Consider the following 22,550-nt stretch of genomic DNA (forward strand, 5'->3'; position numbering starts at 1 on the left):
TATTTACCTTGAGCAACAGGATGATGAAACATAAATCAAAATGCATAATCATCATTACCGCCCTGTTAATGACGAAAGTCGCCTCTGGTACCGAATTTAATATTAATGCCATCGATAAAGATCAGCGCAACAGCGTCGATTTAACACAGTTTAAAGATCGCGCCTCCGTCGTCCCCGGTCGTTATTTTGTTACGGTTTCAATTAATGACACCCCCTTAGCAAACGGCTGGCAGTTAACGTGGAAAAAAGTGAATGATGCAGTTCTGGTCTGTATCCCCGCCGAACTGGCCGACACGTTCGGCCTGCAGGATAAAATACGGGAATCGCTCACTGAAAAAGAGGGCTGTATAGACTTCGCCCCGCTGCCGGACATTCATTTTACCTTTGAACAAGCAAGCCAGACGCTAAACGTGTCCATTCCCCAGGCGTGGCTGCAGTACCGCTCTGCCGACTGGATGCCCCCGTCAACCTGGGATAACGGCGTGGCGGGCGTCCTGCTGGACTACAATCTTTTTGCCAGCCACTACCAGCCCAACAGCGGCAGCAGTTCAGATAATGCCAACACTTACGGCACGGCGGGCGCGAACGTCGGCGCCTGGCGGCTGCGCAGCGATTATCAATACAACCAGACGCACGCGGACGGCGGTTCAGAGCATAACGGGCGCTTCTCGCGCGTTTATATGTTCCGCCCCCTCCCCACCATGGGCGCAAAGCTGACGCTCGGCGAGACGGATTTCCAGTCGTCGATTTTCGACGCCTTCACCTACACCGGCGCGTCGCTTATCAGCGATGAGCGCATGCTGCCGTGGTCACTGCGCGGCTATGCGCCACAAATCTCCGGTATTGCCCAAACCAACGCGACGGTCACCGTAAGCCTCGCCGACAGGGTCATCTATCAAACAAAAGTACCGCCGGGCCCGTTCATCATTCAGGATCTCAACCAGTCGGTGCAGGGCACGCTCGACGTGAAGGTGACGGAAGAAGATGGCCGGGTGAGTACGTTCCAGGTCTCCGCCGAATCCGTTCCCTTCCTGACGCGTCAGGGCCAGGTTCGCTACAAGCTGGCGGCAGGCAAGCCGCGAAAGGACGCATCGCATGACGTTGAGGACAGCACCTTCATGAGCGGCGAGTTTTCCTGGGGCATGCTGTCGCAAACCTCGCTCTATGGCGGAACGCTGGCCGATGGTGACCACTACCGCGCCCTGGCCGCCGGGCTGGGACAAAACATGGCGTATCTGGGCGCGCTCTCGTTTGATATCACCCGGGCCACCAGCCAGCTGCCGGGCGCGGATCCACAGACGGGCTACAGCTACCGTTTTAACTACAGTAAACGATTCGACACTACCGGTAGCCAGCTTACGCTGGCGAGCTACCGCTACTCGGACCGTCAGTTCCTGAGCTATGCGCGCTATCTGGATAACGACAACAGCGACAGCCAGACGGAAAAACAGACCCTCAGCGTCACCGCCAGTCAGTACATATCGGCCCTCTCGCTAAACCTTTATCTGAGCATGCTGCGCCAAACCTGGTGGGACGACTCGCCTTCCACGACCGGCAGCGTCACCGCAGGCTATAACTTCGACCTTGGCCGCTGGAAAAACCTTGGTCTGACCCTGTCGCTGAGCAGAACCCATTACGAAGATGATGAAGAGGACGATAACCAGTTTTATCTCTCGCTGAGCGTGCCGCTCGATCCTGACCATCGCCTGAACTACGACCTGCGCAACGGCGACAGCCTGAGCCAGAGCGTCTCCTGGTACGATACCTCTGACCGGAACAATACCTGGGGCGTCTCTGCTGGCACCGAGAGCGAAAAAGCCGATGCGGGCGCACAGGTTAGCGGAAACTATCAGCACTATTCTTCGCTGGGAGATCTCAACGTCTCGGGCAGCTATAAGGCGAATGAGTACAACTCAATGAGCGCCAGCTGGAACGGATCGTTTACCGGGACGGCGAAAGGGTTTGCCCTGCACCGTCGCAGCTACGGCAATGAGCCACGCGTCATGGTCAGCACTGACGGCGTGGGCCATATCCCGCTGAACGTATCGCATGACGAAACCAACGCGTCGGGTATCGGCGTTCTGCCGTCGTTTTCCAGCTATACCCCGGCCAGCGTGCGGGTCAACATGAACAATTTGCCTGACGGCGTTGACGTCGATACGCGGGTGGTCACTTCCACCTGGACAGAAGGCGCCATCGGCTATCGACAAATCGCGACCCGAGCCGGTAACGATATTGCCGGCATTTTGCGAACGCCTTCCGGGACACCGCCGCTCGGCGCCCTGGTCCGCCTGCAGGATAACGGCCTGCAGGTCGGCATGGTCGCCGAGGAGGGCCGCGTCTGGCTGGGCGCCGTCCAGCCTGAGCAACAGTTCCTGGTCACGTGGGGAGACAACCATCAGTGTCGCTTCTCGTTACCTTCTCACCTTGAAAACAGTATGCAGCTCATGCTGCCTTGCCAGTAAGAAACCATGATGAAACTCACCCCACTCAAGGCCCTGAGCCTGATGTTGCTCGGCACCGCATTGAACGCGCATGCCGCCATTAACCTGGACCGCACGCGGATCGTTTTTCCCGAAGGGGACAAGGCAAGCAGCCTGAAAGTCGATAACCAGAGCAAAACCTTACCCTACCTGGCGCTTTCCTGGATTGAAGACGAAAACGGGCGCAAAGAGGACAGCCACTTCATGGCGCTGCCGCCCATTCAGCGTATTGAAGCGGGCGCGTCATCGCAGGTCAGGATTGTGAAGCAGGCGGCGGTTGGGCAGTTGCCGAAGGACAGAGAGTCGCTGTTTTACTTCAACCTGCGCGAAGTTCCGCCCAAAAGCGGCGCCAGCGAGGCGCGCAGCGTTATGCAGGTGGCCATGCAGAGCCGCATTAAGCTGTTCTGGCGGCCAAAAGCCATCACCAAAAAGCCGGGTGATCAAAGCGAAATGCGCATGGAAATTACCGCCACCGCAACGGGGCTCAGCGTGCATAACCCCACGCCCTATTACATCACCCTCGCGTGGCTGAGTAAAAATGCGAAAACCCAGCTGCCGGGCTTCGACAGCCTGATGATTGCTCCGTTTGCCACAGCGTCCACCTCTACCGGCGACTACCACGGCAGCTACTACAGCGTGGGTTACATTGATGATTACGGCGCGCTGAAAAAAGTGGACGTTACCTGTGCGGGTAAGGCGCCATGTCAGCTCAGCGAGCGGAAGGGTCAAAACAATGCGCAAGCTCGTTAATTGTCTGTTTTTGCTGCTGTTCGCCCTTCTGCCCGTCAGAGAGGCGCTGGCGCTTGACTGCTATCTCGGCGTTTCCGGCGGGCCCGTCGAGGAGACAAAAACGATCTCCCCTTTTGCCATTCCCAGCAACGCGCAGGTGGGGGAAAAGATATGGGAATCTGACGATATCAAAGTCCCTGTGACCTGCGACCACAACACCACCAGTAATTTTGAAAAAGAGGACATCTACGCCTGGGTTAACCCCTACCCGTCGGCGTCCGATCCCTACTACGAGCTCGGCGTAACCTATGAAGGGATTGACTACGATGCGACGGGGCAACCCAACGGGGTTGATACCTCCCAGTGCCTTGATAACAAACAGATCACTATCTATACCCCCGCCCAAATCCAGCAAATGGGCTGGGAGAACCGCATCTGTTCCGGCAATGCGAACGACATTCACACCTCACGCACGTTCATCGTGCGCTTTCGTCTGTACGTCAGAATCAAGGTCATGCCGCCGCACGGCTACGTCAGCACGCTCGGGGACTATATCGTGGTGCAGTTCGACGGCAAGGGCGGCGTCAACCAGATGTCCGACGCGAAAAACCTGAAGTATCATATTAATGGCCTGAACAATATCACCGTGCTGGACTGCGGGGCGACCTTCAGCATCTATCCGGAAAATCAGGAGATTGATTTTGGTACGTTCAGCGCTCGCGACATAATGAATCAGGGAAAGCGAACGCGCACGTTCTCGGTCAGAACGACCAAGATACAGGACGCCGAGTGTTCCGATGGGTTTAAAATGGATTCGTCGTTCTATACGAACGAGACGCTGAGCGAAGAAGATACCGCCCTGCTCATCGGTAACGGCCTGAAGTTACGCATCCTGAACGGAACACAGCCCTACACCTTTAACCGATACGAAGAGTATGCCGATTTTACCGGCAGTACGTTGCAGTACGAACAGACCTATACCGCTGAGCTGACGCCGGTGCCGGGAAAGGCGATCCAGTCCGGACCGTTTGAAACCGTGGTGCTGTTCAAAATTAACTACCACTAAACGTAAAAAAGCCGGGTTTCCCCGGCTTTTTCACATCAGCAGTTTCAGCTGGCTTTGCGCTCGTGCGCCTGGCGGTACTCGACCAGATCTTCAATCGTGACCACCGGCATGTTGTGCAGACGCGCAAAGGTGATGCACTCCGGCGCGCGCGCCATGGTGCCGTCATCGTTGGTCAGTTCACACAGCACGCCCGCAGGTTTGAAGCCCGCCAGCGTCACCAGATCGATGGTCGCTTCGGTGTGGCCGCCGCGGGTCAGGACGCCGCCAGCCTGCGCGCGCAGTGGGAAGACGTGGCCTGGACGATGCAGATCGGAGGGCTTCGCATCATCAGCAATGGCGGCACGTACGGTGGTCAGACGGTCAGCCGCAGACACACCAGTGGTCACGCCATGCGCCGCTTCAATGGTCACGGTAAATCCGGTACCAAAGGCGCTGGTGTTGTTTTCGACCATCATCGGCAGCTCGAGCTGCTTACGACGATCTTCAGTAATACACAGGCATACGATGCCGCTGCCGTGACGGATGGTCAGCGCCATCTGTTCAACGGTCATGTTTTCGGCGGCGAAAATCATGTCGCCTTCGTTTTCACGGTTTTCATCGTCAAGCACCATCACACCGCGGCCTTCGCGCAGTGCATCCAGTGCATGTTCAACACGTTGAGTTGAAGTGCCAAAAGAGGAAAGTAGCGTCTGATTCATGGTAAAAAAACCTCATTAACATTATGGTTACCAGAATCAGGGCAGTCTTAGGAGCGCCGTATAAGCGGCAAAAAGATAACGTGAGCGGGCCCATGCCCGACTGGATCGTTACTCTCTCCCATCCGGACTCTAACCGTCGGCCCCGGAATTACACCGGATCTGCTGACCTTTGAGAATTCACCCAAAGCGCTCGCGGGCTTTCAACATTAAGCTGATTTACCGCCGGTGGGGAATTTCGCCCCGCCCTGAGAATAAGCGAGATAACTATAACGCTATTGATTATCCTGGGCAATGCATAAGCATCAAACAATTTTGTTTACCCCGGGCATGACGCGCTACAATGGACACTGACACCTTTCCATCAAGGGAAACGACAATGATTGACCCGAAGAAAATTGAGCAAATTGCGCGTCAGGTTCATGAATCCATGCCGAAAGGCATTCGTGAATTTGGTGATGACGTTGAGAAGAAAATCCGCCAGACGCTGCAGGCGCAGTTGGTTCGCCTTGATCTAGTCAGCCGCGAAGAGTTTGACGTGCAGACCCAGGTTCTGCTGCGCACCCGCGAGAAGCTGGCACTGCTGGAACAGCGTCTGACCGAGCTGGAAAACCGCAATGCGCCGGAAGAAGTGAAGCCGGCACCGGCTATTCCACCGGTGGACGACCAGGAGTAAGTGCGGCCTGTTGTGCCCGGTGGCGGCTACATGAACGCGTAGGTCGGGTAAGGCGCAGCCGCCACCCGACATAAAAAACGGGCCGACTGGCCCGTTTTTTTTACTGACTGTCTTTCTGGATCTTCTTGATGATGTTGGTGGTGGAACACCCGTCCTCAAAGTTGAGCACCATCACCTCACCGCCGTTGGCCCAGACCTCTTCGCTGCCCGCGATTTGCTCCGGCTTGTAATCCCCGCCTTTCACCAGCAGGTCCGGCAGAATACCGGCAATCAGGCGCTGCGGCGTGTCTTCTTCAAACGACACCACCCAGTCTACGGCTTCCAGCGCGCCGAGCACGATCATACGCTGCTCCAGCGGGTTCACCGGACGCGTTTCCCCCTTCAGACGTTTGGTCGACGCATCGCTATTCACTGCCACAATCAGACGATCGCCCAGCTTGCGCGCATTCGCCAGATAGGAGACATGGCCCGCGTGCAGAATGTCGAACACACCGTTGGTCATTACCACTTTCTCACCGCGCTTGCGCGCGGCGGCGACAGCCACTTTAAGCTCGTCTTCGGTCATCACACCGAAACCGGTGTCAGCACGGCCGCGCACCGCGTTTTCCAGCTCGATTGGGGACACGGTTGAGGTACCGAGTTTACCGACGACCACACCCGCCGCGGCGTTAGCGAAGTAGCACGCCTCTTCCAGGGAGTTACCCGCGGCCAGCGTCGCCGCCAGCACGCCGATCACCGTATCACCGGCACCGGTCACGTCGTACACTTCCTGCGCCTGGGTTGGCATATGCAGCGGCGCCTTGCCCGGCTGCAGCAGCGTCATCCCCTGCTCGGAGCGGGTCACCAGCAGCGCAGAGAGCTCGAAGTCAGCAATGATCTTCATGCCGCGCTCAACCAGCTCTTCCTCGGTTTTGCATTTGCCCGCCACCGCTTCAAACTCGGAGAGGTTTGGCGTCAGCAAGGTTGCGCCGCGATAGCGCTCAAAGTCGGTGCCTTTCGGGTCGATCAGCACCGGTACGCTGGCCTTACGCGCCAGCTGGATCATCGTCTGCACGCTGGCCAGCGCGCCTTTCGCGTAGTCGGACAGCACCAGCGCGCCGATATTGCCCAGCGCCTGGTTAATACGCTCGTGCAGCGGCTCGGGATCAACGCCTTCGAACCCTTCTTCAAAGTCGAGGCGGATCAGCTGCTGGTTGCGTGACAGCACGCGCAGCTTGGTGATGGTTGGGTGGGTCGGAACCGAAACGAAGTCGCACTTCACGTTCACGTCCGCCAGCGACTTGCTCAGCGCGCGCGCCGCATCGTCGATACCGGTCAGGCCAACCAGACGCGAGTGCGCGCCCAGAGAGGCTATGTTCATCGCCACGTTTGCCGCGCCGCCGGGACGCTCTTCAATGGTGTCTACCTTAACCACCGGTACCGGTGCTTCCGGAGAGATGCGGCTGGTCGGTCCATACCAGTAGCGATCCAGCATCACATCCCCAACAACCATTACTCCAGCACGTTCAAACTCTGGCAGTGTTACTTTCATTCCTGACTCCAGAAAGATTCACAATTTGCGCGCGATAATATCACACTTGATTTGTTACGCACGGTTCCACCAGCCACTTCTGCCAGCTGGCCGTTACCTGAGCGCGTTCTGCGACAAAACAGTCCAGCGCCACGTGGCCCGGCTGCTCCTGCAGCGCCAGGTGGTGAAGCTCGTCGCGCAGCGTCGTGTAGGCGCGGGTTAAGGCCTGCGCCTCCTGCTCGTCCATGATGTCGTTTTGCGCCAGCAGTTCCAGAATGCGCACGTTATCGGACCAGCGGGTCAGCTTCGGCTTGTCGTGCGCGTGGAGCAGCACCAGATACTGGGTAATGAACTCAATATCGGTAATCCCGCCCTCGTCGGCTTTGATATCAAAGCGATCGCGGTGTTTATTACCCAGGTGTGCGCGCATTTTCTCGCGCATCTCGCGCACTTCGGTCTGCAGCGTACTGCCCTCGCGCGGGGTGGTCATGACATCCTTACGAATGGCATCGAACTGCGTTTTGAGCTGCGGATCGCCATACACCACGCGGGCGCGCACCAGCGCCTGATGCTCCCACGTCCAGGCTTCATTCTTCTGGTAATCGGCGAAGGATTCCGTTGAGGTGACCAGCATGCCCGCCGCGCCGGACGGACGCAGGCGCGCATCGACTTCATACAAAATGCCCGACGAGGTGCGGGTGCTGAACAGGTGCATAATGCGCTGGGCCAGGCGCAGATAGAACTGACGCCCGTCAATCTCACGCTCGCCGTCGGTCATCACGTCAACCGGGCAGTCGTGCAGGAAGATTAAATCCAGATCGGAGCTGTATCCCAGCTCCCAGCCGCCGAGCTTGCCGTAACCGACCACGGCAAAGCCTCGCCCCTCACGATCAGCAAGGTGCTTCGGCTGGCCGTAGCGGGCCACCATCTGCACCCACGCCTGCTGCACGACCGCGTCGATGATCGCCTCCGCGAGCCAGGTTAAGTGATCGCTCACTTTCATTACCGGCAGCGTTCCGGCGATGTCCGCCGCCGCCACGCGCAGCATCTGGGCCTGCTTAAACTGGCGCAGCGCCTCCAGCTGCTGCTCTTCGTCCTCTTCCGGCACGCGCAGCAGATACTGACGCAGCTCGTCCCGGTAGGCATCCGTCGCCGTGGGTTGATACAGGGTATTCGGGTCGAGCAGTTCATCCAGCAGCAGCGGATAGCGCGCCAGCTTGTTGGCCACCATCGGGGAGGCGGCGCAGAGCGTAATCAGGTGCTTGAGTGCCCCCGGAAACTCGCTCAAAAGTTCAAGGTACGTGGTACGCGTGATGATCCCGCTCAGCAGCGGCATCATGCGCGACAGCGGCACCGGCGCATCCGCCCGCGAGCAGACCTCGCTCAGCAGGTGCGGCATCAGGTGATCCAGCACCTGTCGACCGCGCGGGCCGATGGCGCGCTTGTTCAGCTCAAGACGGAAATCGGCAATCAGCGCCACCACGCGATGGCGCGCGTCGTCGGTTAAATGCGTCAGCACCGGCGTGGTGTCATCTTCCTGGAGCGCGTCCTGCCACAGCTCGCGCCAGTGCTCGGAAAGCGCATCGTCCTGCGATTCACTTTCATCATCACCTATCAGTTCGTTAAAGATGCGGCGCACGCCTGCCATGTGGGCATCGAGCCGTTCGGTCAGCGTTGACCAGTCATCCACGCGCATCCCCCAGGCCAGACGCGCCCGGTTAAGGTCATCCCCCGGCAGGGTCTGGGTTTGTTCGTCGTTGATGCTTTGCAGCAGGTTTTCCAGACGACGCAGGAACAGATAGGCCTCGTGCAGGGTTTGCGCGTCGCCGTTCGGCAGCAGGTGAAGCTGCTCAATGGCGCTCAGCGTCGGGAGCAGCGAGCGGGATTGTAGCGACGGCTCGCGCCCGCCGCGAATCAGCTGGAAGACCTGGACGATAAATTCGATTTCGCGAATACCGCCCGCGCCAAGCTTGATGTTGTCCTTCAGCCCGCGACGGCGAACCTCACGGGCAATCATCCCTTTCATATTGCGCAGGGACTGGATGACGCTGAAGTCGATATAGCGACGGAACACGAACGGGCGCAGCATGGCACGCAGCTCGTTGGCGTAGGCGTCATCGCTGTCGCCCATGATCCGCGCTTTGACCATCGCATAACGCTCCCAGTCGCGCCCCTGCTCCTGGTAGTAGTCCTCCAGCGCGGCAAAGCTCAACACCAGCGGCCCGCTATCGCCGAACGGACGCAGGCGCATGTCCACGCGGTAGACAAAACCATCCTGCGTCGGCTGATCCAGCGCCTTAATCAGACGCTGACCGAGACGGGTAAAGAACTGGGCGTTGTCCAGCTCGCGACGGCCGCCGCGCGTGGAGCCGTTCTCAGGCCAGGCGAAAATCAGGTCGATATCGGAGGAAAAGTTCAGCTCGCAACCGCCCAGCTTGCCCATCCCCAGAATCAACAGCGGCTGAGGAACCCCTTCCTCGCTGCACGGCGTGCCCCACTCTTTACAGCAGGCGGCGTAGAGCCAGTCGCGCGCGGCGACAATCAACGTCTGCGCCAGCTCGCTTAACTGCTGCAGCGTACTCTCTTCACTCACCCGCTCCAGCGCCTGCGCCCAGGCAATGCGCACCATCACACGACGGCGGAATTGACGCAGGACGCGCATCAGCGTCGCCTCATCCGCGACGTCTTCAAGCGCGGCCTGCAGCCAGCCGGCATAGTGCCGCCACTCGTCCGCCTGCGGCGGTGCGTTCTCAAGCTCCGCCAGCCAGTCCGGGTAGACGGCGATGCTTTCCTGCACAAAATCACTGAAGGCGAGTACGCTTTTCGCCTGCTCGCTTAACGATGACGCCGGTAATGACTCAGGCAGACGTTCGCAAACGGTCTGCCACTGCTGCTGTAACGGTGAAGAAAGCGGCATTCTAGGGGTTCCTTGCCAGAGTTAACGTTTTCCGCTGTGCAGCCAGTAAGGCTCCTGCGAAATGGCCTCATTACGGAAATGCTCAATTTCAATATGCTGACGGGTTTCGATGGCATGCTTCAGCCCCTGCCAGTTTTCCAGCCACGCCTGCGCCTGTGGCCCGTCGTAGGCACCGGAAAGGAGCAGCATGCTGTCGATGTTGCGCGAAAGACGGGGAAGCTGATCGCCATACTTATCGCCGAGCGGATACGCAAAGGTGCTCTTCAGTTCAGCGGCATGGCGGGAAAGATGAATGTCCGCGAAACGCTTAAAGTTTTCCGCGATTTTGGCCTCGGCTTTCGCATCCAGGAACGCGCGCCAGCCGCGCGTGACCAGAAACTCGGTCAGCGCCAGTTTTGCCGAAGCGGCTTGCGGGCTGTAAATCGCCGTTTGCGCCGAGACGTCCGAGAGCATCAGCGTTTCGGTTTGCGTCATCAGATCACGTAAGTGAGCGCTCGCTTTGCGAGGGACGATCCCGCCGAACAGCGCCAGGGTATGGCGCACCAGGGCTATCGCCGCGAGCACGTGGGATTTGGCGTTTTTCACATTTCGCACCCACAGCTCTTCGTGGTACTGCCACTGCGAAAGCGCCAGCTCCAGCGCGGCTTCCAGCCCCTGCTCAACGCTGGCTTTCGGCGCAACGCGCAAAATGGTCGTCTCTTTCAGGACGCGCGGCGCATTTCCGGCCGCCAGATGGTAACCCCGTGCGGCTTTACTCAGGCTTCCCTGACGCAGTCCGGACTGGCTCACCAGCCTGCGCGCCAGCTTCAGCACGTCATTCGCGTCCCCTTCCAGCAGTTCAAGCTCCAGTTCACAAATGGGTTCCTGGAACTCCCCCGCCTTCACCTCACCGAGATCGAGAGCGATTTCGATGCGGCTTTTACCTTCCGTCACCAGCCATTTCTCGCGCCAGAAATCGGTGCTGAACAGCGGCTGCACCTGCTCTGCCAGCGTGGCAGGCAGCTCGCCTTCCGGCCAGACGTCCGTCGGGAAGCGTTCAAGCTCAAGTTCTGGCTGACTGATGTCGATATTGTATTCCGGACGCTGATGTAACCCGCCGACCACGCGGCCGGCAATTTTCATCGTCATCTCGTAGCGCCCGCTCGCGCCACGGATGCGCAGCCCCATATCGTGACGGCGCAGCCAGTTGTCCGGCGTTTCGTAATAGATATTAAGCAGTTGTACCGGTGCATGGTGTTCGCCGGAGAGCGTATGCAGATGCTGGCGGAGTGCGTCAACGCTGTCTTTTTCGACGATAAATTTTAATTCGATTTCCTGAGCCATAGCCTTGTACTTTTGCGGGCGTCACAGACGCGTCAATGAGGGCGAACTTCCTCGCCATTTGTTTGTCAGTACATAGTATTTTGCGCCAAATTGCCATGCAATGAGCAATTTGTCGGGCGTAAATGTCCAGAGTCGTGACACAGATGATTCTGATTGCTGACGAATGCTTTGCGTAGAGACACTGTTGCCACTACTATCGTTCCACTATTTATGAAAATAACGACTAATGATGCTTAAATTACGCCTGATTGGACTTACTTTACTCGCTTTTAGCGCCGCAACAGCCGTGCACGCTGAAGAGAAGCGTTACGTTTCTGACGAACTGAACACCTGGGTACGCAGTGGCCCCGGAGATAATTATCGCCTCGTGGGCACGGTCAATGCCGGCGAGGAAGTCACCCTGTTACAGACCAACGCGGACACCAACTACGGTCAGGTTCGCGACAGCTCTGGCCGTACGTCCTGGATCCCGCTGAAAGAGCTGAGCACCGTGCCAAGCCTGCGCACCCGCGTGCCGGATCTGGAAAATCAGGTGAAAACCCTGACCGACAAGCTGAACAACATCGACGGAACCTGGAACCAGCGTACCGCCGAAATGCAGCAGAAAGTGGCGCAGAGCGACGGTGTGATTAACGGGCTGAAAGAAGAGAACCAGAAGCTGAAAAACGAGCTGATTGTCGCGCAGAAGAAAGTGAATGCCGCCAACCTGCAGCTCGATGACAAACAGCGCACCATCATCATGCAGTGGTTTATGTATGGCGGCGGCGTGCTGGGCGTCGGTCTGGTGCTGGGTCTGGTTCTGCCGCACCTGATCCCAAGCCGTAAGCGTAAAGATCGCTGGATGAACTAATTCGTCTTCTCTGCCAGACTTACGTATCATTCTGGAAAAGAGAAAACGGGAGTGTCAGGCGTGAAGAGTTATTTGGTCGGTGGTGCGGTTCGCGATGCGTTGTTAGGTCTGCCGGTCAAAGATAAAGACTGGGTGGTGGTGGGCGCCACCCCGGAAGAGATGCTCGACGCGGGCTACCAGCAGGTAGGCCGCGATTTTCCCGTGTTCCTGCACCCGAAAAGCCGCGAAGAGTATGCCCTGGCGCGTACCGAGCGGAAATCAGGTTCGGGCTATACGGGCTTCACCTGCTATGCCGCGCCTGACGTCACGCTGGAGGAAGATCTCCTGCGTCGCGATCTGACCATTAACGCGCTGGCGCAGGACGAGCACGGCCAGATTGTTGACGCTTATGGCGGCCAAGACGATCTGCGCAACCGTCTTTTACGCCACGTCTCCCCGGCGTTTTCTGAAGATCCGCTCCGCGTGCTGCGCGTGGCGCGTTTTGCCGCGCGTTACGCCCATCTCAGCTTCCGTATTGCCGATGAGACAATGGCGCTGATGACCGCCATGACCGAGGCGGGCGAGCTTGAACACCTGACGCCAGAGCGCGTCTGGAAAGAGACGGAGAATGCCCTCACCACGCGTAACCCGCAGGTCTTTTTCCAGGTCCTGCGCGACTGTGGCGCGCTGAAGGTGCTGTTCCCGGAAATAGACGCGCTGTTTGGCGTCCCGGCTCCGGCGAAATGGCACCCGGAAATTGATACCGGCGTGCACACGCTGATGACCCTGAGCATGGCGGCCATGCTCAGCCCTGACGTGGACGTGCGTTTTTCCACCCTGTGCCACGATCTGGGCAAAGGCTTAACGCCAAAAGAGCTCTGGCCACGGCACCACGGGCACGGTCCGGCCGGGGTGAAGCTGGTCGAGGGGCTGTGCCAGCGTCTGCGCGTGCCGAACGAAATCCGCGATCTGGCGAAACTGGTGGCCGAATTCCACGATCTGATCCACACCTTCCCCATCCTGAAACCGGCCACCATCGTTAAGCTTTTCGATAACATCGACGCCTGGCGCAAACCCCAGCGCGTGGAGCAAATCGCGCTGACCAGCGAAGCTGACGTGCGCGGGCGTACCGGGTTTGAAGCGTGCGACTACCCGCAGGGACGTTTACTGCGTAAAGCCTGGGAGGTAGCGAAAGCGGTGCCGACGAAGGACGTCGTCGAGGCGGGATTCAAAGGACCGGAAATTCGCGAAGAACTCACGAAACGGCGAATTCAGGCGGTCTCTGACTGGAAGGAAAAGCATTGCCCTCAGCCAAAAGACTGAGGGCCATCGGTCAGAAGAAGACCACGTATACCGCAGCGGCAACGATGAAGCGATAGATCGCGAACGGAATGAACGAGATACGCTTAATCAGCTGCAGGAAGGTTTTGATGGCAATCAGCGCCACGATAAACGCGGTGATGAAGCCAACGGCGAACATGGGAATGTCGCCCGTGGTGAGGAAACCGATGCTTTTATAGAGGTCAAGCGCGGTGGCACCCATCATCATCGGCACCGCCAGCAGGAAAGAGAACTCTGACGCGGCGTAACGGCTTACGCCCATCAGCATCCCGCCGGAGATGGTTGCGCCTGAACGCGAGAAGCCCGGCCACAGCGCCAGACACTGGAAGCAGCCAATGATAAACGCCTGACGATACGTCATATCGTCCAGCCCTTCCGCGCGCGGCGTTTTTGGCTTCAGCACTTCCGCGGCGATCAGCAGGAAGCCGCCCACCACCAGCGCGTACATCACGTTAATCGGGTTAAACAGCGATTTGATGGCGTCGTGGAAAACCAGACCCAGCACCACTGCCGGGACCATCCCAAGCAGAATATGGATCAGCGACAGGCGGCCTTTACTCATCCCTTCGTGCTGCGGCGGACGGCCAAAATGGATACCGATCAGGCCAAACAGACGGCGCCAGAACATCACCACCACCGCCAGAATCGAACCCAGCTGGATAACCACTTCGAACGTTTTGGCGGTATCGCCTTCAAAACCCAGCAGATGGCCAACGATAATCATATGGCCGGTACTGGAAACCGGTAAAAACTCCGTCAATCCTTCGACCACACCCAGTATTGCCGCCACCAGCAGCGAGTGCATATCGCTCATCTATAAACCCCTAAAAAAATATAAAAAAAACGGTCGCCCCAACGGCTACCGTGAAAGATACAGCTATAAGACAGATATAACCTAAAAGGGTTTAGCTATTATGACGTTAAATCTTGCCTTTCAGATTTGTGCCACGCTCGATGATGACGCCAACGTTGGCGGCGCGCGCCACCGCGCCCGGCTTGCTCAGCTTGATGCGCACCCACGGTGAGTTGAATTTTTTCAGCAGCAGTTCTGCGACTTCTTCCGCCACCCGTTCGACCAGCGCAAAACGTTGCCCTTCAACGTGGGCGATGACCGTTTCACTGATATCGGCGTAGCTCAGACAGTCATTCACGTCATCACTTTTTGCCGACTTGCGGTTATCCCAGCCCATTTCGATATCGAACACCAGCTTCTGCTCGATGGTCTGTTCCCAGTCGTAAACACCAATAGTGGTGATTACCGAAAGTTGCTCTATAAATACAATATCCATCACGACCTGCCTGCTTTTTGGCTAAACCGGATACCACTTCCGGCGAATTATGCGTATTATCCACAGATGCTGAGAATACAGATACATTTTCAAAACGGAACAGCGTTATGAGTGCAATCGCGCCTGGAATGATCCTCCTCGCCTATCTTTGCGGCTCAATCTCCAGCGCCATTCTGGTCTGCCGCATCGCCGGGTTACCTGACCCGCGTGAAAGTGGTTCCGGGAATCCGGGAGCGACCAACGTACTACGAATTGGCGGCAAGGGAGCAGCCGTAGCGGTTTTGATTTTTGATGTTCTGAAAGGGATGTTGCCCGTCTGGGGCGCGTATGCGCTGGGCGTCACGCCGTTCTGGCTGGGGCTTATTGCGATTGCTGCCTGTGTCGGCCACATCTGGCCCGTATTCTTCGGTTTTAAAGGCGGCAAAGGTGTGGCGACCGCCTTTGGTGCCATTGCGCCTATCGGCTGGGACCTAACCGGCGTGATGGCCGGGACCTGGCTACTGACCATTCTGCTGAGCGGCTATTCGTCGTTGGGCGCCATCGTCAGCGCGCTGATCGCGCCGTTCTACGTCTGGTGGTTCAAGCCCCAGTTTACCTTCCCGGTGTCGATGCTCTCCTGCCTTATCCTGCTGCGTCATCACGATAATATTCAGCGGCTGTGGCGTCGTCAGGAGACAAAAATCTGGACGAAGCTCAAGAGGAAGAAAAAAGACGCCCCGTAAGGTTAGTTATGCCTTATAGCCAAATGTGATTTTGGTCACCTTCTGCCTGTGGTAACTGTTAATGACACAACACAACCACATCAGAAGAAAATGGCAGAAATCACAGAAACCACTCCCCTTTCAACGGCAGGAAAACACCCCGATGGCGACATCCAGTGGGTGCGCAGCGCCTCGGATGTCTCACGCCTCGTTAATGACGGTTCTCAGGGTCGGGCCAACGCCCGTATCGTGGTCGGTATCGCGCTGGGCGGGATTTTCCTCGATGCCTACGATCTGGGCGCGCTGGCCTTCGGCATTAAAGACATCACCCGCGAATTTAACCTGACGCCCGCCGGTACCGGCATGGTGGCCTCGGCCATTACCTTTGGCGCCATTGTCGGGGCGCTGCTCGGCGGTTATCTCACGGATAAAATCGGGCGCTATCGCGTCTTTATGGCTGATATGGTGTTCTTCGTCGTAGCGGCTATTGCCTGTGCGCTGGCTCCGAACGAATATGTGCTGGCGGGTGCCCGCTTTGTCATGGGGCTTGGCGTTGGGATCGACCTGCCCGTGGCGATGGCGTTTCTAAGCGAGTTCGCCAGGCTGAAAGGCCCCGGCAATAAGGCCTCCAGCGTCGCCATGTGGTGCCCCACCTGGTATGCCGCCATCAGTATCTCCTACCTGCTGGTGCTTTTCTTCTACGCCGTGCTGCCGGAAAGCCACAGCGACTGGCTGTGGCGTTTGATTCTCGGCTTTGGTGCCGTGCCGGCGCTGGTGATTATTGCCATCCGCAGCCGCTATATGAGCGAATCGCCGGTCTGGGCGGCAAATCAGGGCAACCTGAAGGAGGCAGCGTCCATTTTACGCCACTCATACAACATCAATGCCCACGTGCCGCAGGATGCGCTGAGCCAGCCAGCCCCCGTCGTGAATAAAGCGAAATGGTCAAACTACCTGAACCTGTTCCGCGGGATCTACTTGCGGCGCACCACGCTCGCCACGCTGCTGTCCGTCGTCTCCTCGTTCGCCTATAACGCGGTGGCGTTTGGTCTGCCAGTGATCATCTCCAGCTTCTTTGTCCAGTCGATGCTGACCACCATCCTGATATCTCTGGCGCTTAACCTGCTGTTTGCCTTCGTTGGCGGACTGCTGGCGGTACGATACGTGCCACGCTTCGGCGCATGGCGAATGTCGCTGGCGGGTTACGCCTGCCAGTTGGTCGCGCTGCTGGGCCTGGGGCTGATTGGTCGTCCGGAAGGCGCCACCGAAGGCGTGCTTGCCGTGGCGATGCTGGCGCTCTTCCTGTTCGGCCAGGGCTTCGGCCCGGGCGCACATACCATGACGTTTGCCTCGCTGAGCTACCCGACCTCGCTGCGCGGCGTTGGCGTGGGCCTTAACCAGACGCTGATGCGCAGCAGCTCGACGCTGTCGCTGTTCCTGTTCCCGCTGCTGGTCGCCTCGCTGGATACCGCCGTGTTCTGGGTAATTGCGCTGGCGCCGTTTATCGGCCTGGCCTCGCTGCTGGCGATCCGCTGGGAGCCGTCGGGGTATGATGTGGATGCGGAGGATTACCGATAATGACCTCGCTTCGGTGGGTTAACCCCACCGAAGGATTCTTACAAATCATCCAGCAGCGTTCGGGAAAGTTTTTTCAGCATCTCAAGCTCTTCATCATTCATCCGCATGCTGCAGCGTATCTGGTCCGGCAGCGCCATCACCTGCTTTTTCAGTGCGTTAGCCTTCTCCGTCAGAACGACATTTTTCATTCTTTCGTCACCCACAACCGCGATACGGTTGAGAAACCCTTTTACCTCAAGCTTTTGCACCAGCGGGGTCAATGTGCCCGAATCAAAAAACGTCTTATCGCTGAGGTCGCGAAGTGGAATGTTGTCTTTCTCATAAAGCGCCATCAAAACAACAAATTGCGGATAGGTAAGATCCATTTCCTGCAATAAGGGACGATATTGCCGAACGAACGCGTTGGTGACCGAGTACAGTGAGAAGCAAAGTAAATCATCTAACGTCTTGTTTTCTTTCATTTCTCTTTCAACCCTTAGTCAGTTTTATAAAAAAATTATAAATAAAGTTTGACTAAAAGTATCTTGCGCGCAAGTATTACAACAACAACTTAATAGCGCACTACTTAAATAACATCACTGTCTAACACTCGCTTAAAGAGGTACTACCATGAAAACATTAGCCGCCATCCTGGTTTCTTCCGTGTTCGCGTCTGCTGCAGCGTCCGCTCACACCACCAATACCCCTACCCCGACCGCAGGCGTACAGGCATTTCTTAATGTTCTGAATTCGGGCAAGGGTAAGCCAATGGAACAGATGACCCCGCAGGAGGCCCGCCAGGTACTGATCGGTGCGCAGCAAGGCGCAAAACTGCCACCCGCTCAGGTTTCAGAAAAAACGATCCAGGTAAATGGTCAGGCGATCAAACTGAAAATAGTGAAACCTGAAACCGCGACCGGCACGCTCCCGGCATTTATGTTCTTCCACGGCGGCGGCTGGGTGCTGGGTGATTTCCCAACCCACGAACGCTTAATCCGAGATCTGGTTCGCGCGTCAGGTGCCGCAGCGGTTTACGTTGATTACACGCCGTCACCTGAGGCCCATTTCCCGGTGGCCATTCATCAGGCCTTTGAAGCGACAAAATGGGTAGCCGAGCACGGTCAGGAAATTGGCGTGGACGGTAGCCGTCTGGGTCTGGTCGGTAACAGCGTGGGCGGCAATATGGTGGCTTCCGTGGCGCTGCAGGCAAAACAATTTAATGGGCCAAAAATTCGCTACAACGTCATGCTCTGGCCTGTGACCGATGCGAATTTTGATACTGCCTCGTATAACCAGTTCGAGAACGGCTATTTCCTGTCGAAAAACATGATGAAATGGTTCTGGGATAATTACACCACCAACGCGGCCGATCGCAAGAATATCCTTGCCTCTCCGCTTCGCGCCAGCGCCGCGCAGTTGAAAGGCTTCCCGGAGACGCTGATTCAGACAGCAGAGCTGGACGTTCTGCGGGATGAAGGTGAAGCATTCGGGCGTAAGCTGGATGCGGCTGGCGTCCCGGTGACCGTCACGCGCTATAACGGCATGATCCACGATTATGGCCTGCTCAATCCACTGAGCGAAGAGCCTACGGTCAAGGTTGCCCTGGAGCAGGCTGGCGCAGCGCTGCATGAGCACCTGAAATAACGGCATCGCGATGTTTGTCAGACAGCACGCCCTCCGGGCGTGCTTTTTTGTTTCGTCTTAACCGCTATCCATAAGCGACTCATATGACAGCCTTCATTTCTGCCAGGGCATACTGAAACGACCCGATGATGAGCAGATGGATGCAGCATGTTAGCAGCTCAGGTCACTGATAATTCATACAAAGGCTGGCAGGCGTCGCTTGCCCTGCAGTTTTGTCACACCCCTGAGAAAACCCTCCTGCACTCCGCTCATCACGTCGGGCCGCTTACCGTTCAGCGTCCATTTTATCCCGAAGGCGAGACCTGCCACCTCTATCTTCTGCACCCGCCGGGCGGGGTTGTGGGCGGCGATACGCTGGATATCACCGTGCGTCTGGACGCCAAAAGCCATGCGCTTATCACCATGCCCGGCGCCAGCAAGTTCTATCGTAGCAGCGGCCCGCAGGCTCGCCTGCATCAGCACTTTTATCTCGATGAGGGATCCACGCTGGAGTGGCTGCCGCAGGACACCATTATCTTCCCCGGTGCGAATGCCGCGCTGCGCTCCGTCTTCCACCTGAAGGCCTCCAGCACGCTGCTGGCGTGGGAACTGTACTGCCTGGGACGACCGGTAATCAATGAGACCTTCAGCCACGGCACGCTGGAAAGCCGCCTTGAAGTCTGGGTTGAGGACGAGCCACGCCTGATTGAACGTCAGCACCTTGCCGACGGCGATCTCACGCCCGTCGCCGGGCATCCGTGGATTGGCACGCTGCTGTTCTACCCGGCCAGAGAAGAACATCTCGACGCGGCGCGTGCGCTGCTCGCCCCGCTGGATACGTTTGCGGGCGCCACGCTCGCGGACGATCTCATGTCGGTGCGCTTTCTCTCTCACGATAACCTGATTTGTCAGCGGGTGATGCGCGACGTCTGGCAGTCGCTTCGCCCGCTTCTCACCACCAAAACCGCCTGTTCGCCGCGTATCTGGCAGACATAAGAGAAACGTTATGGAACTGACCCCCAGAGAAAAAGACAAGCTGTTGCTGTTCACCGCCGCGCTGGTTGCCGAACGCCGCCTTGCGCGCGGGGTAAAGCTCAATTACCCGGAATCGGTCGCGCTGATCAGCGCCTTCATCATGGAAGGCGCGCGCGATGGTGAAACCGTCGCCTCGCTGATGGAGGCAGGCCGCCACGTCCTGACCCGCGACCAGGTGATGGAGGGCGTACCGGAGATGATCCCGGACATTCAGGTGGAAGCCACCTTCCCGGACGGGTCCAAGCTCGTGACCGTCCACAACCCGATCGTCTAAGGAGCGCGTGATGATCCCAGGCGAATACCAGATCCAGCCCGGCGCGATTGCGATCAACGTCGGGCGCGAAACCCAAACCGTGATTGTCGAAAATCACGGCGACAGGCCGATCCAGGTCGGATCGCACTATCACTTTTACGAGGTCAACCCGGCGCTGAAGTTTGACCGTGAGGTGACCCGGGGCTACCGGCTGAACATCCCGGCAGGCACCGCCGTGCGCTTTGAGCCCGGCCAGAAGCGCGAAGTAACGCTGGTTCAGGTCACGGGTGCGCAGCGCATTGTCGGCTTTCGCGGCGAGGTAATGGGCGAGGTGAAACATGGCTGAGATTTCGCGCCAGGCCTATGCCGATATGTTTGGCCCCACCACCGGCGATAAAGTGCGGCTGGCCGACAGCGAGCTGTGGATTGAAGTGGAAGACGATCTCACGATCTACGGCGAAGAGGTCAAGTTCGGCGGCGGGAAGGTGATCCGCGACGGCATGGGCCAGGGGCAGATGACCGCAGACGACTGCGTGGATCTGGTGCTGACCAACGCGCTGATCGTCGACCACTGGGGGATCGTGAAAGCCGATATCGGCGTCAAGAACGGGCGGATCTTTGCCGTCGGTAAAGCCGGCAACCCGGACATTCAGCCCGGCGTAACGATCCCGATTGGTGCCGCAACCGAAGTCATCGCCGCCGAAGGGAAGATCGTCACCGCAGGCGGGATCGACACCCACATCCACTGGATCTGCCCGCAGCAGGCGGAGGAGGCGCTGGTCTCCGGCGTCACCACCATGATCGGCGGCGGCACCGGACCCGCAGCGGGCACCAACGCCACCACCTGCACGCCAGGGCCGTGGTATATCGCCCGCATGCTGCAGGCCGCCGATACGCTGCCGGTGAATATCGGCCTGCTCGGCAAAGGTAACGGATCCAATCCGGACGCCCTGCGCGAGCAGATTACCGCGGGCGCCATCGGGCTTAAGATCCACGAAGACTGGGGCGCGACGCCTGCGGCGATCAACTGCTCGCTGGAGGTGGCCGAAGAGATGGACATTCAGGTGGCGCTGCACAGCGACACGCTGAACGAGTCCGGGTTTGTCGAAGATACGCTGGCCGCCATTGGCGGGCGCACCATCCACACCTTCCACACTGAAGGGGCGGGCGGTGGCCACGCGCCGGATATCATCACCGCCTGCGCACACCCGAATATTCTGCCCTCCTCCACCAACCCGACGCTGCCCTACACGGTGAATACCATCGACGAGCATCTCGACATGCTGATGGTTTGTCATCACCTCGACCCGGATATCGCCGAGGACGTGGCGTTTGCCGAATCCCGCATTCGTCGGGAGACCATCGCCGCCGAAGACGTGCTGCACGACATCGGCGCGTTCTCGCTCACGTCGTCAGACTCGCAGGCCATGGGCCGCGTCGGGGAAGTGATTATCCGTACCTGGCAGGTGGCGCACCGTATGAAGGTCCAGCGCGGCGCGCTGCCGGAAGAGATCGGCGAGAACGACAATTTCCGCGTGAAGCGCTACGTCGCCAAATACACCATTAACCCGGCGCTGACCCACGGTATCGCCCATGAAGTGGGCTCGATTGAGGCGGGCAAGCTGGCAGATCTGGTGGTCTGGTCCCCGGCGTTCTTCGGCGTAAAACCCGCCACCATCGTCAAAGGCGGGATGATCGCCTGCGCGCCGATGGGTGACATCAACGCTTCAATCCCCACGCCGCAGCCGGTCCATTACCGCCCGATGTTTGGCGCGCTGGGCGCCGCGCGCCACGCCACGCGGCTGACGTTTGTCTCGCAGGCGGCTCACGCGAACGGCATCCCCCAGCAGCTCAACCTGCAGAGCGCCACGGCGGTGGTGAAAGGCTGCCGGACGGTGAAAAAGGCCGACATGATCCACAACGCTCTGCAGCCGAACATCACCGTCGATTCGCAAACCTACGAGGTGCGCGTCGACGGCGAACTGATTACCAGCGAACCGGCTGACGTTCTGCCGATGGCGCAACGCTATTTCCTGTTTTGAGGAGTGATGATGATTTATCTGACCCAACGCCTGGACCATGCGCATCAGACTACCGCCAGCGTCACGCTGCCGATTGACGTGCGGGTGAAAAGCCGCGCCCGCGTGGCGCTTAACGACGGCCGCGAAGCCGGGCTGATGCTGCCGCGCGGCCTGCTGCTGCGCGGGGGCGACCTGCTGACCACCGACGACGGCAGCGAAGTGATCGAAGTGATCGCCGCCCCGGAGTCGGTCTCCGTGGTGCGCTGCGCCGATCCGTTCCTGCTCGCCCGCGCCTGCTACCACCTGGGCAACCGCCACGTGCCGCTGCAGGTCATGCCCGGCGAGCTGCGCTATCACCACGATCACGTTCTCGACGACATGCTGCGCCAGTTTGGGCTGGAGGTAACCTACGCCAGCCTGCCGTTTGAACCGGAAGCGGGCGCGTACGCCAGCGATGCCCACAGCCATAGCCACGCTCATACCCATTCACATTAAGGATCCA

At 58.4% G+C, this 22,550-nt stretch carries 21 protein-coding genes and 1 riboswitch; of the genes, 14 read left to right on the top strand and 7 right to left on the bottom strand.

Going from position 1 to position 22,550, the window contains the following annotated elements:
- The first annotated feature begins 20 nt into the window (after nucleotides 1–20).
- From LJA86_RS13635 to LJA86_RS13645, 3 genes are read left to right on the top strand one after another with little or no spacing between them, the layout of a single operon-like run.
- On the top strand, nucleotides 21–2,465 hold the full coding sequence (locus LJA86_RS13635; protein WP_420707833.1) for a fimbria/pilus outer membrane usher protein: 2,445 nt from the start codon (nucleotides 21–23) through the stop codon (nucleotides 2,463–2,465).
- Nucleotides 2,466–2,474: 9 nt separating this feature from the next.
- The gene (locus tag LJA86_RS13640) at nucleotides 2,475–3,233 is read left to right on the top strand and encodes a molecular chaperone (RefSeq protein ID WP_069719954.1); all 759 of its coding nucleotides are present in this window, start codon (nucleotides 2,475–2,477) and stop codon (nucleotides 3,231–3,233) included.
- The gene (locus tag LJA86_RS13645) at nucleotides 3,217–4,278 is read left to right on the top strand and encodes a type 1 fimbrial protein (protein WP_048224920.1); all 1,062 of its coding nucleotides are present in this window, start codon (nucleotides 3,217–3,219) and stop codon (nucleotides 4,276–4,278) included. Before LJA86_RS13640 ends, LJA86_RS13645 begins: the two co-directional genes overlap by 17 nt.
- Before the next feature lie 44 nt (nucleotides 4,279–4,322).
- Here LJA86_RS13645 and ribB read toward each other — a convergent pair whose 3' ends face one another.
- Nucleotides 4,323–4,976 (bottom strand): 3,4-dihydroxy-2-butanone-4-phosphate synthase, encoded by a 654-nt coding sequence (gene ribB / locus LJA86_RS13650; RefSeq protein WP_028017147.1) that lies wholly within the window; start codon nucleotides 4,974–4,976, stop codon nucleotides 4,323–4,325.
- A gap of 106 nt (nucleotides 4,977–5,082) precedes the next feature.
- Nucleotides 5,083–5,233, bottom strand: a riboswitch (FMN riboswitch).
- 119 nt (nucleotides 5,234–5,352) lie between these two features.
- On the opposite strand from ribB, the gene ubiK reads away from it, so the two are divergent.
- Nucleotides 5,353–5,649 carry a ubiquinone biosynthesis accessory factor UbiK gene (ubiK, locus tag LJA86_RS13655; protein WP_014071796.1) on the top strand — a complete coding sequence of 99 codons (297 nt, stop codon included), beginning with the start codon at nucleotides 5,353–5,355 and terminating at the stop codon, nucleotides 5,647–5,649.
- A 100-nt stretch (nucleotides 5,650–5,749) separates the two neighbouring features.
- Here ubiK and hldE read toward each other — a convergent pair whose 3' ends face one another.
- Genes hldE through LJA86_RS13670 form a run of 3 tightly spaced genes read right to left on the bottom strand, consistent with a single transcriptional unit; the run spans nucleotide 5,750 to nucleotide 11,399 of the window.
- Complete coding sequence (gene hldE / locus LJA86_RS13660) at nucleotides 5,750–7,180, bottom strand: bifunctional D-glycero-beta-D-manno-heptose-7-phosphate kinase/D-glycero-beta-D-manno-heptose 1-phosphate adenylyltransferase HldE (protein ID WP_003862540.1); 1,431 nt, start codon at nucleotides 7,178–7,180, stop codon at nucleotides 5,750–5,752.
- A gap of 40 nt (nucleotides 7,181–7,220) precedes the next feature.
- Nucleotides 7,221–10,076 carry a bifunctional [glutamate--ammonia ligase]-adenylyl-L-tyrosine phosphorylase/[glutamate--ammonia-ligase] adenylyltransferase gene (gene glnE / locus LJA86_RS13665; RefSeq protein WP_229226310.1) on the bottom strand — a complete coding sequence of 952 codons (2,856 nt, stop codon included), beginning with the start codon at nucleotides 10,074–10,076 and terminating at the stop codon, nucleotides 7,221–7,223.
- Nucleotides 10,077–10,097: 21 nt separating this feature from the next.
- Nucleotides 10,098–11,399, bottom strand: coding sequence for an inorganic triphosphatase (locus LJA86_RS13670; RefSeq protein ID WP_229226311.1), 1,302 nt, complete (start codon nucleotides 11,397–11,399; stop codon nucleotides 10,098–10,100).
- 229 nt (nucleotides 11,400–11,628) lie between these two features.
- On the opposite strand from LJA86_RS13670, the gene LJA86_RS13675 reads away from it, so the two are divergent.
- Together LJA86_RS13675 and LJA86_RS13680 are read left to right on the top strand one after the other, a co-directional pair.
- On the top strand, nucleotides 11,629–12,249 hold the full coding sequence (locus LJA86_RS13675) for a TIGR04211 family SH3 domain-containing protein (RefSeq protein ID WP_025912514.1): 621 nt from the start codon (nucleotides 11,629–11,631) through the stop codon (nucleotides 12,247–12,249).
- 60 nt (nucleotides 12,250–12,309) lie between these two features.
- The gene (locus tag LJA86_RS13680) at nucleotides 12,310–13,551 is read left to right on the top strand and encodes a multifunctional CCA addition/repair protein (protein ID WP_045910159.1); all 1,242 of its coding nucleotides are present in this window, start codon (nucleotides 12,310–12,312) and stop codon (nucleotides 13,549–13,551) included.
- Between the two features lie 10 nt (nucleotides 13,552–13,561).
- Here LJA86_RS13680 and bacA read toward each other — a convergent pair whose 3' ends face one another.
- Nucleotides 13,562–14,383: an undecaprenyl-diphosphate phosphatase gene (gene bacA, locus LJA86_RS13685; protein WP_023617357.1), complete on the bottom strand. Its 822-nt coding sequence runs from the start codon at nucleotides 14,381–14,383 to the stop codon at nucleotides 13,562–13,564.
- Between the two features lie 106 nt (nucleotides 14,384–14,489).
- Nucleotides 14,490–14,858 (bottom strand): bifunctional dihydroneopterin aldolase/7,8-dihydroneopterin epimerase, encoded by a 369-nt coding sequence (gene folB / locus LJA86_RS13690; RefSeq protein WP_023309215.1) that lies wholly within the window; start codon nucleotides 14,856–14,858, stop codon nucleotides 14,490–14,492.
- Nucleotides 14,859–14,965: 107 nt separating this feature from the next.
- Here folB and plsY point away from each other — a divergent pair, with 107 nt between their 5' ends.
- Nucleotides 14,966–15,580: a glycerol-3-phosphate 1-O-acyltransferase PlsY gene (plsY, locus tag LJA86_RS13695; protein ID WP_008502955.1), complete on the top strand. Its 615-nt coding sequence runs from the start codon at nucleotides 14,966–14,968 to the stop codon at nucleotides 15,578–15,580.
- Nucleotides 15,581–15,670: 90 nt separating this feature from the next.
- Nucleotides 15,671–17,137 carry an MFS transporter gene (locus tag LJA86_RS13700; RefSeq protein WP_045909990.1) on the top strand — a complete coding sequence of 489 codons (1,467 nt, stop codon included), beginning with the start codon at nucleotides 15,671–15,673 and terminating at the stop codon, nucleotides 17,135–17,137.
- A 38-nt stretch (nucleotides 17,138–17,175) separates the two neighbouring features.
- Here the strand turns inward: LJA86_RS13700 and LJA86_RS13705 are convergent, their stop codons facing one another.
- Nucleotides 17,176–17,598 carry a MarR family winged helix-turn-helix transcriptional regulator gene (locus LJA86_RS13705; protein WP_045909991.1) on the bottom strand — a complete coding sequence of 141 codons (423 nt, stop codon included), beginning with the start codon at nucleotides 17,596–17,598 and terminating at the stop codon, nucleotides 17,176–17,178.
- 148 nt (nucleotides 17,599–17,746) lie between these two features.
- Here LJA86_RS13705 and LJA86_RS13710 point away from each other — a divergent pair, with 148 nt between their 5' ends.
- The 6 genes from LJA86_RS13710 (at nucleotide 17,747) to ureE (ending at nucleotide 22,543) form a co-directional block, all read left to right on the top strand.
- On the top strand, nucleotides 17,747–18,760 hold the full coding sequence (locus LJA86_RS13710) for an alpha/beta hydrolase (protein ID WP_229226312.1): 1,014 nt from the start codon (nucleotides 17,747–17,749) through the stop codon (nucleotides 18,758–18,760).
- Nucleotides 18,761–18,907: 147 nt separating this feature from the next.
- Nucleotides 18,908–19,735: an urease accessory protein UreD gene (locus LJA86_RS13715; RefSeq protein WP_048028969.1), complete on the top strand. Its 828-nt coding sequence runs from the start codon at nucleotides 18,908–18,910 to the stop codon at nucleotides 19,733–19,735.
- Between the two features lie 10 nt (nucleotides 19,736–19,745).
- Entirely contained in the window at nucleotides 19,746–20,048 is a 303-nt protein-coding gene (locus LJA86_RS13720; RefSeq protein WP_003862556.1) for an urease subunit gamma, read from the top strand.
- 10 nt (nucleotides 20,049–20,058) lie between these two features.
- Complete coding sequence (locus LJA86_RS13725) at nucleotides 20,059–20,373, top strand: urease subunit beta (RefSeq protein WP_024906478.1); 315 nt, start codon at nucleotides 20,059–20,061, stop codon at nucleotides 20,371–20,373.
- Nucleotides 20,366–22,069 carry an urease subunit alpha gene (gene ureC, locus LJA86_RS13730; RefSeq protein ID WP_229226313.1) on the top strand — a complete coding sequence of 568 codons (1,704 nt, stop codon included), beginning with the start codon at nucleotides 20,366–20,368 and terminating at the stop codon, nucleotides 22,067–22,069. The genes LJA86_RS13725 and ureC overlap by 8 nt, the downstream gene beginning before the upstream one ends.
- Nucleotides 22,070–22,078: 9 nt before the next feature.
- Complete coding sequence (gene ureE / locus LJA86_RS13735; protein ID WP_045909994.1) at nucleotides 22,079–22,543, top strand: urease accessory protein UreE; 465 nt, start codon at nucleotides 22,079–22,081, stop codon at nucleotides 22,541–22,543.
- Nucleotides 22,544–22,550 lie beyond the last annotated feature (7 nt).

The sequence above is a fragment of the Enterobacter sp. TCD1-1 genome, from assembly GCF_020567405.1.
Classification (GTDB): Bacteria; Pseudomonadota; Gammaproteobacteria; order Enterobacterales; family Enterobacteriaceae; genus Enterobacter; species Enterobacter quasiroggenkampii.

Coding starts and splice junctions, on each gene's coding strand:
- LJA86_RS13635 (WP_420707833.1), top strand. CDS start 21: ATGATGAAACATAAATCAAAATGCATAATCATCATTACCGCCCTGTTA.
- LJA86_RS13640 (WP_069719954.1), top strand. CDS start 2,475: ATGAAACTCACCCCACTCAAGGCCCTGAGCCTGATGTTGCTCGGCACC.
- LJA86_RS13645 (WP_048224920.1), top strand. CDS start 3,217: ATGCGCAAGCTCGTTAATTGTCTGTTTTTGCTGCTGTTCGCCCTTCTG.
- ribB (WP_028017147.1), bottom strand. CDS start 4,976: ATGAATCAGACGCTACTTTCCTCTTTTGGCACTTCAACTCAACGTGTT.
- ubiK (WP_014071796.1), top strand. CDS start 5,353: ATGATTGACCCGAAGAAAATTGAGCAAATTGCGCGTCAGGTTCATGAA.
- hldE (WP_003862540.1), bottom strand. CDS start 7,180: ATGAAAGTAACACTGCCAGAGTTTGAACGTGCTGGAGTAATGGTTGTT.
- glnE (WP_229226310.1), bottom strand. CDS start 10,076: ATGCCGCTTTCTTCACCGTTACAGCAGCAGTGGCAGACCGTTTGCGAA.
- LJA86_RS13670 (WP_229226311.1), bottom strand. CDS start 11,399: ATGGCTCAGGAAATCGAATTAAAATTTATCGTCGAAAAAGACAGCGTT.
- LJA86_RS13675 (WP_025912514.1), top strand. CDS start 11,629: ATGCTTAAATTACGCCTGATTGGACTTACTTTACTCGCTTTTAGCGCC.
- bacA (WP_023617357.1), bottom strand. CDS start 14,383: ATGAGCGATATGCACTCGCTGCTGGTGGCGGCAATACTGGGTGTGGTC.
- folB (WP_023309215.1), bottom strand. CDS start 14,858: ATGGATATTGTATTTATAGAGCAACTTTCGGTAATCACCACTATTGGT.
- plsY (WP_008502955.1), top strand. CDS start 14,966: ATGAGTGCAATCGCGCCTGGAATGATCCTCCTCGCCTATCTTTGCGGC.
- LJA86_RS13700 (WP_045909990.1), top strand. CDS start 15,671: ATGGCAGAAATCACAGAAACCACTCCCCTTTCAACGGCAGGAAAACAC.
- LJA86_RS13705 (WP_045909991.1), bottom strand. CDS start 17,598: ATGAAAGAAAACAAGACGTTAGATGATTTACTTTGCTTCTCACTGTAC.
- LJA86_RS13710 (WP_229226312.1), top strand. CDS start 17,747: ATGAAAACATTAGCCGCCATCCTGGTTTCTTCCGTGTTCGCGTCTGCT.
- LJA86_RS13715 (WP_048028969.1), top strand. CDS start 18,908: ATGTTAGCAGCTCAGGTCACTGATAATTCATACAAAGGCTGGCAGGCG.
- LJA86_RS13720 (WP_003862556.1), top strand. CDS start 19,746: ATGGAACTGACCCCCAGAGAAAAAGACAAGCTGTTGCTGTTCACCGCC.
- LJA86_RS13725 (WP_024906478.1), top strand. CDS start 20,059: ATGATCCCAGGCGAATACCAGATCCAGCCCGGCGCGATTGCGATCAAC.
- ureC (WP_229226313.1), top strand. CDS start 20,366: ATGGCTGAGATTTCGCGCCAGGCCTATGCCGATATGTTTGGCCCCACC.
- ureE (WP_045909994.1), top strand. CDS start 22,079: ATGATTTATCTGACCCAACGCCTGGACCATGCGCATCAGACTACCGCC.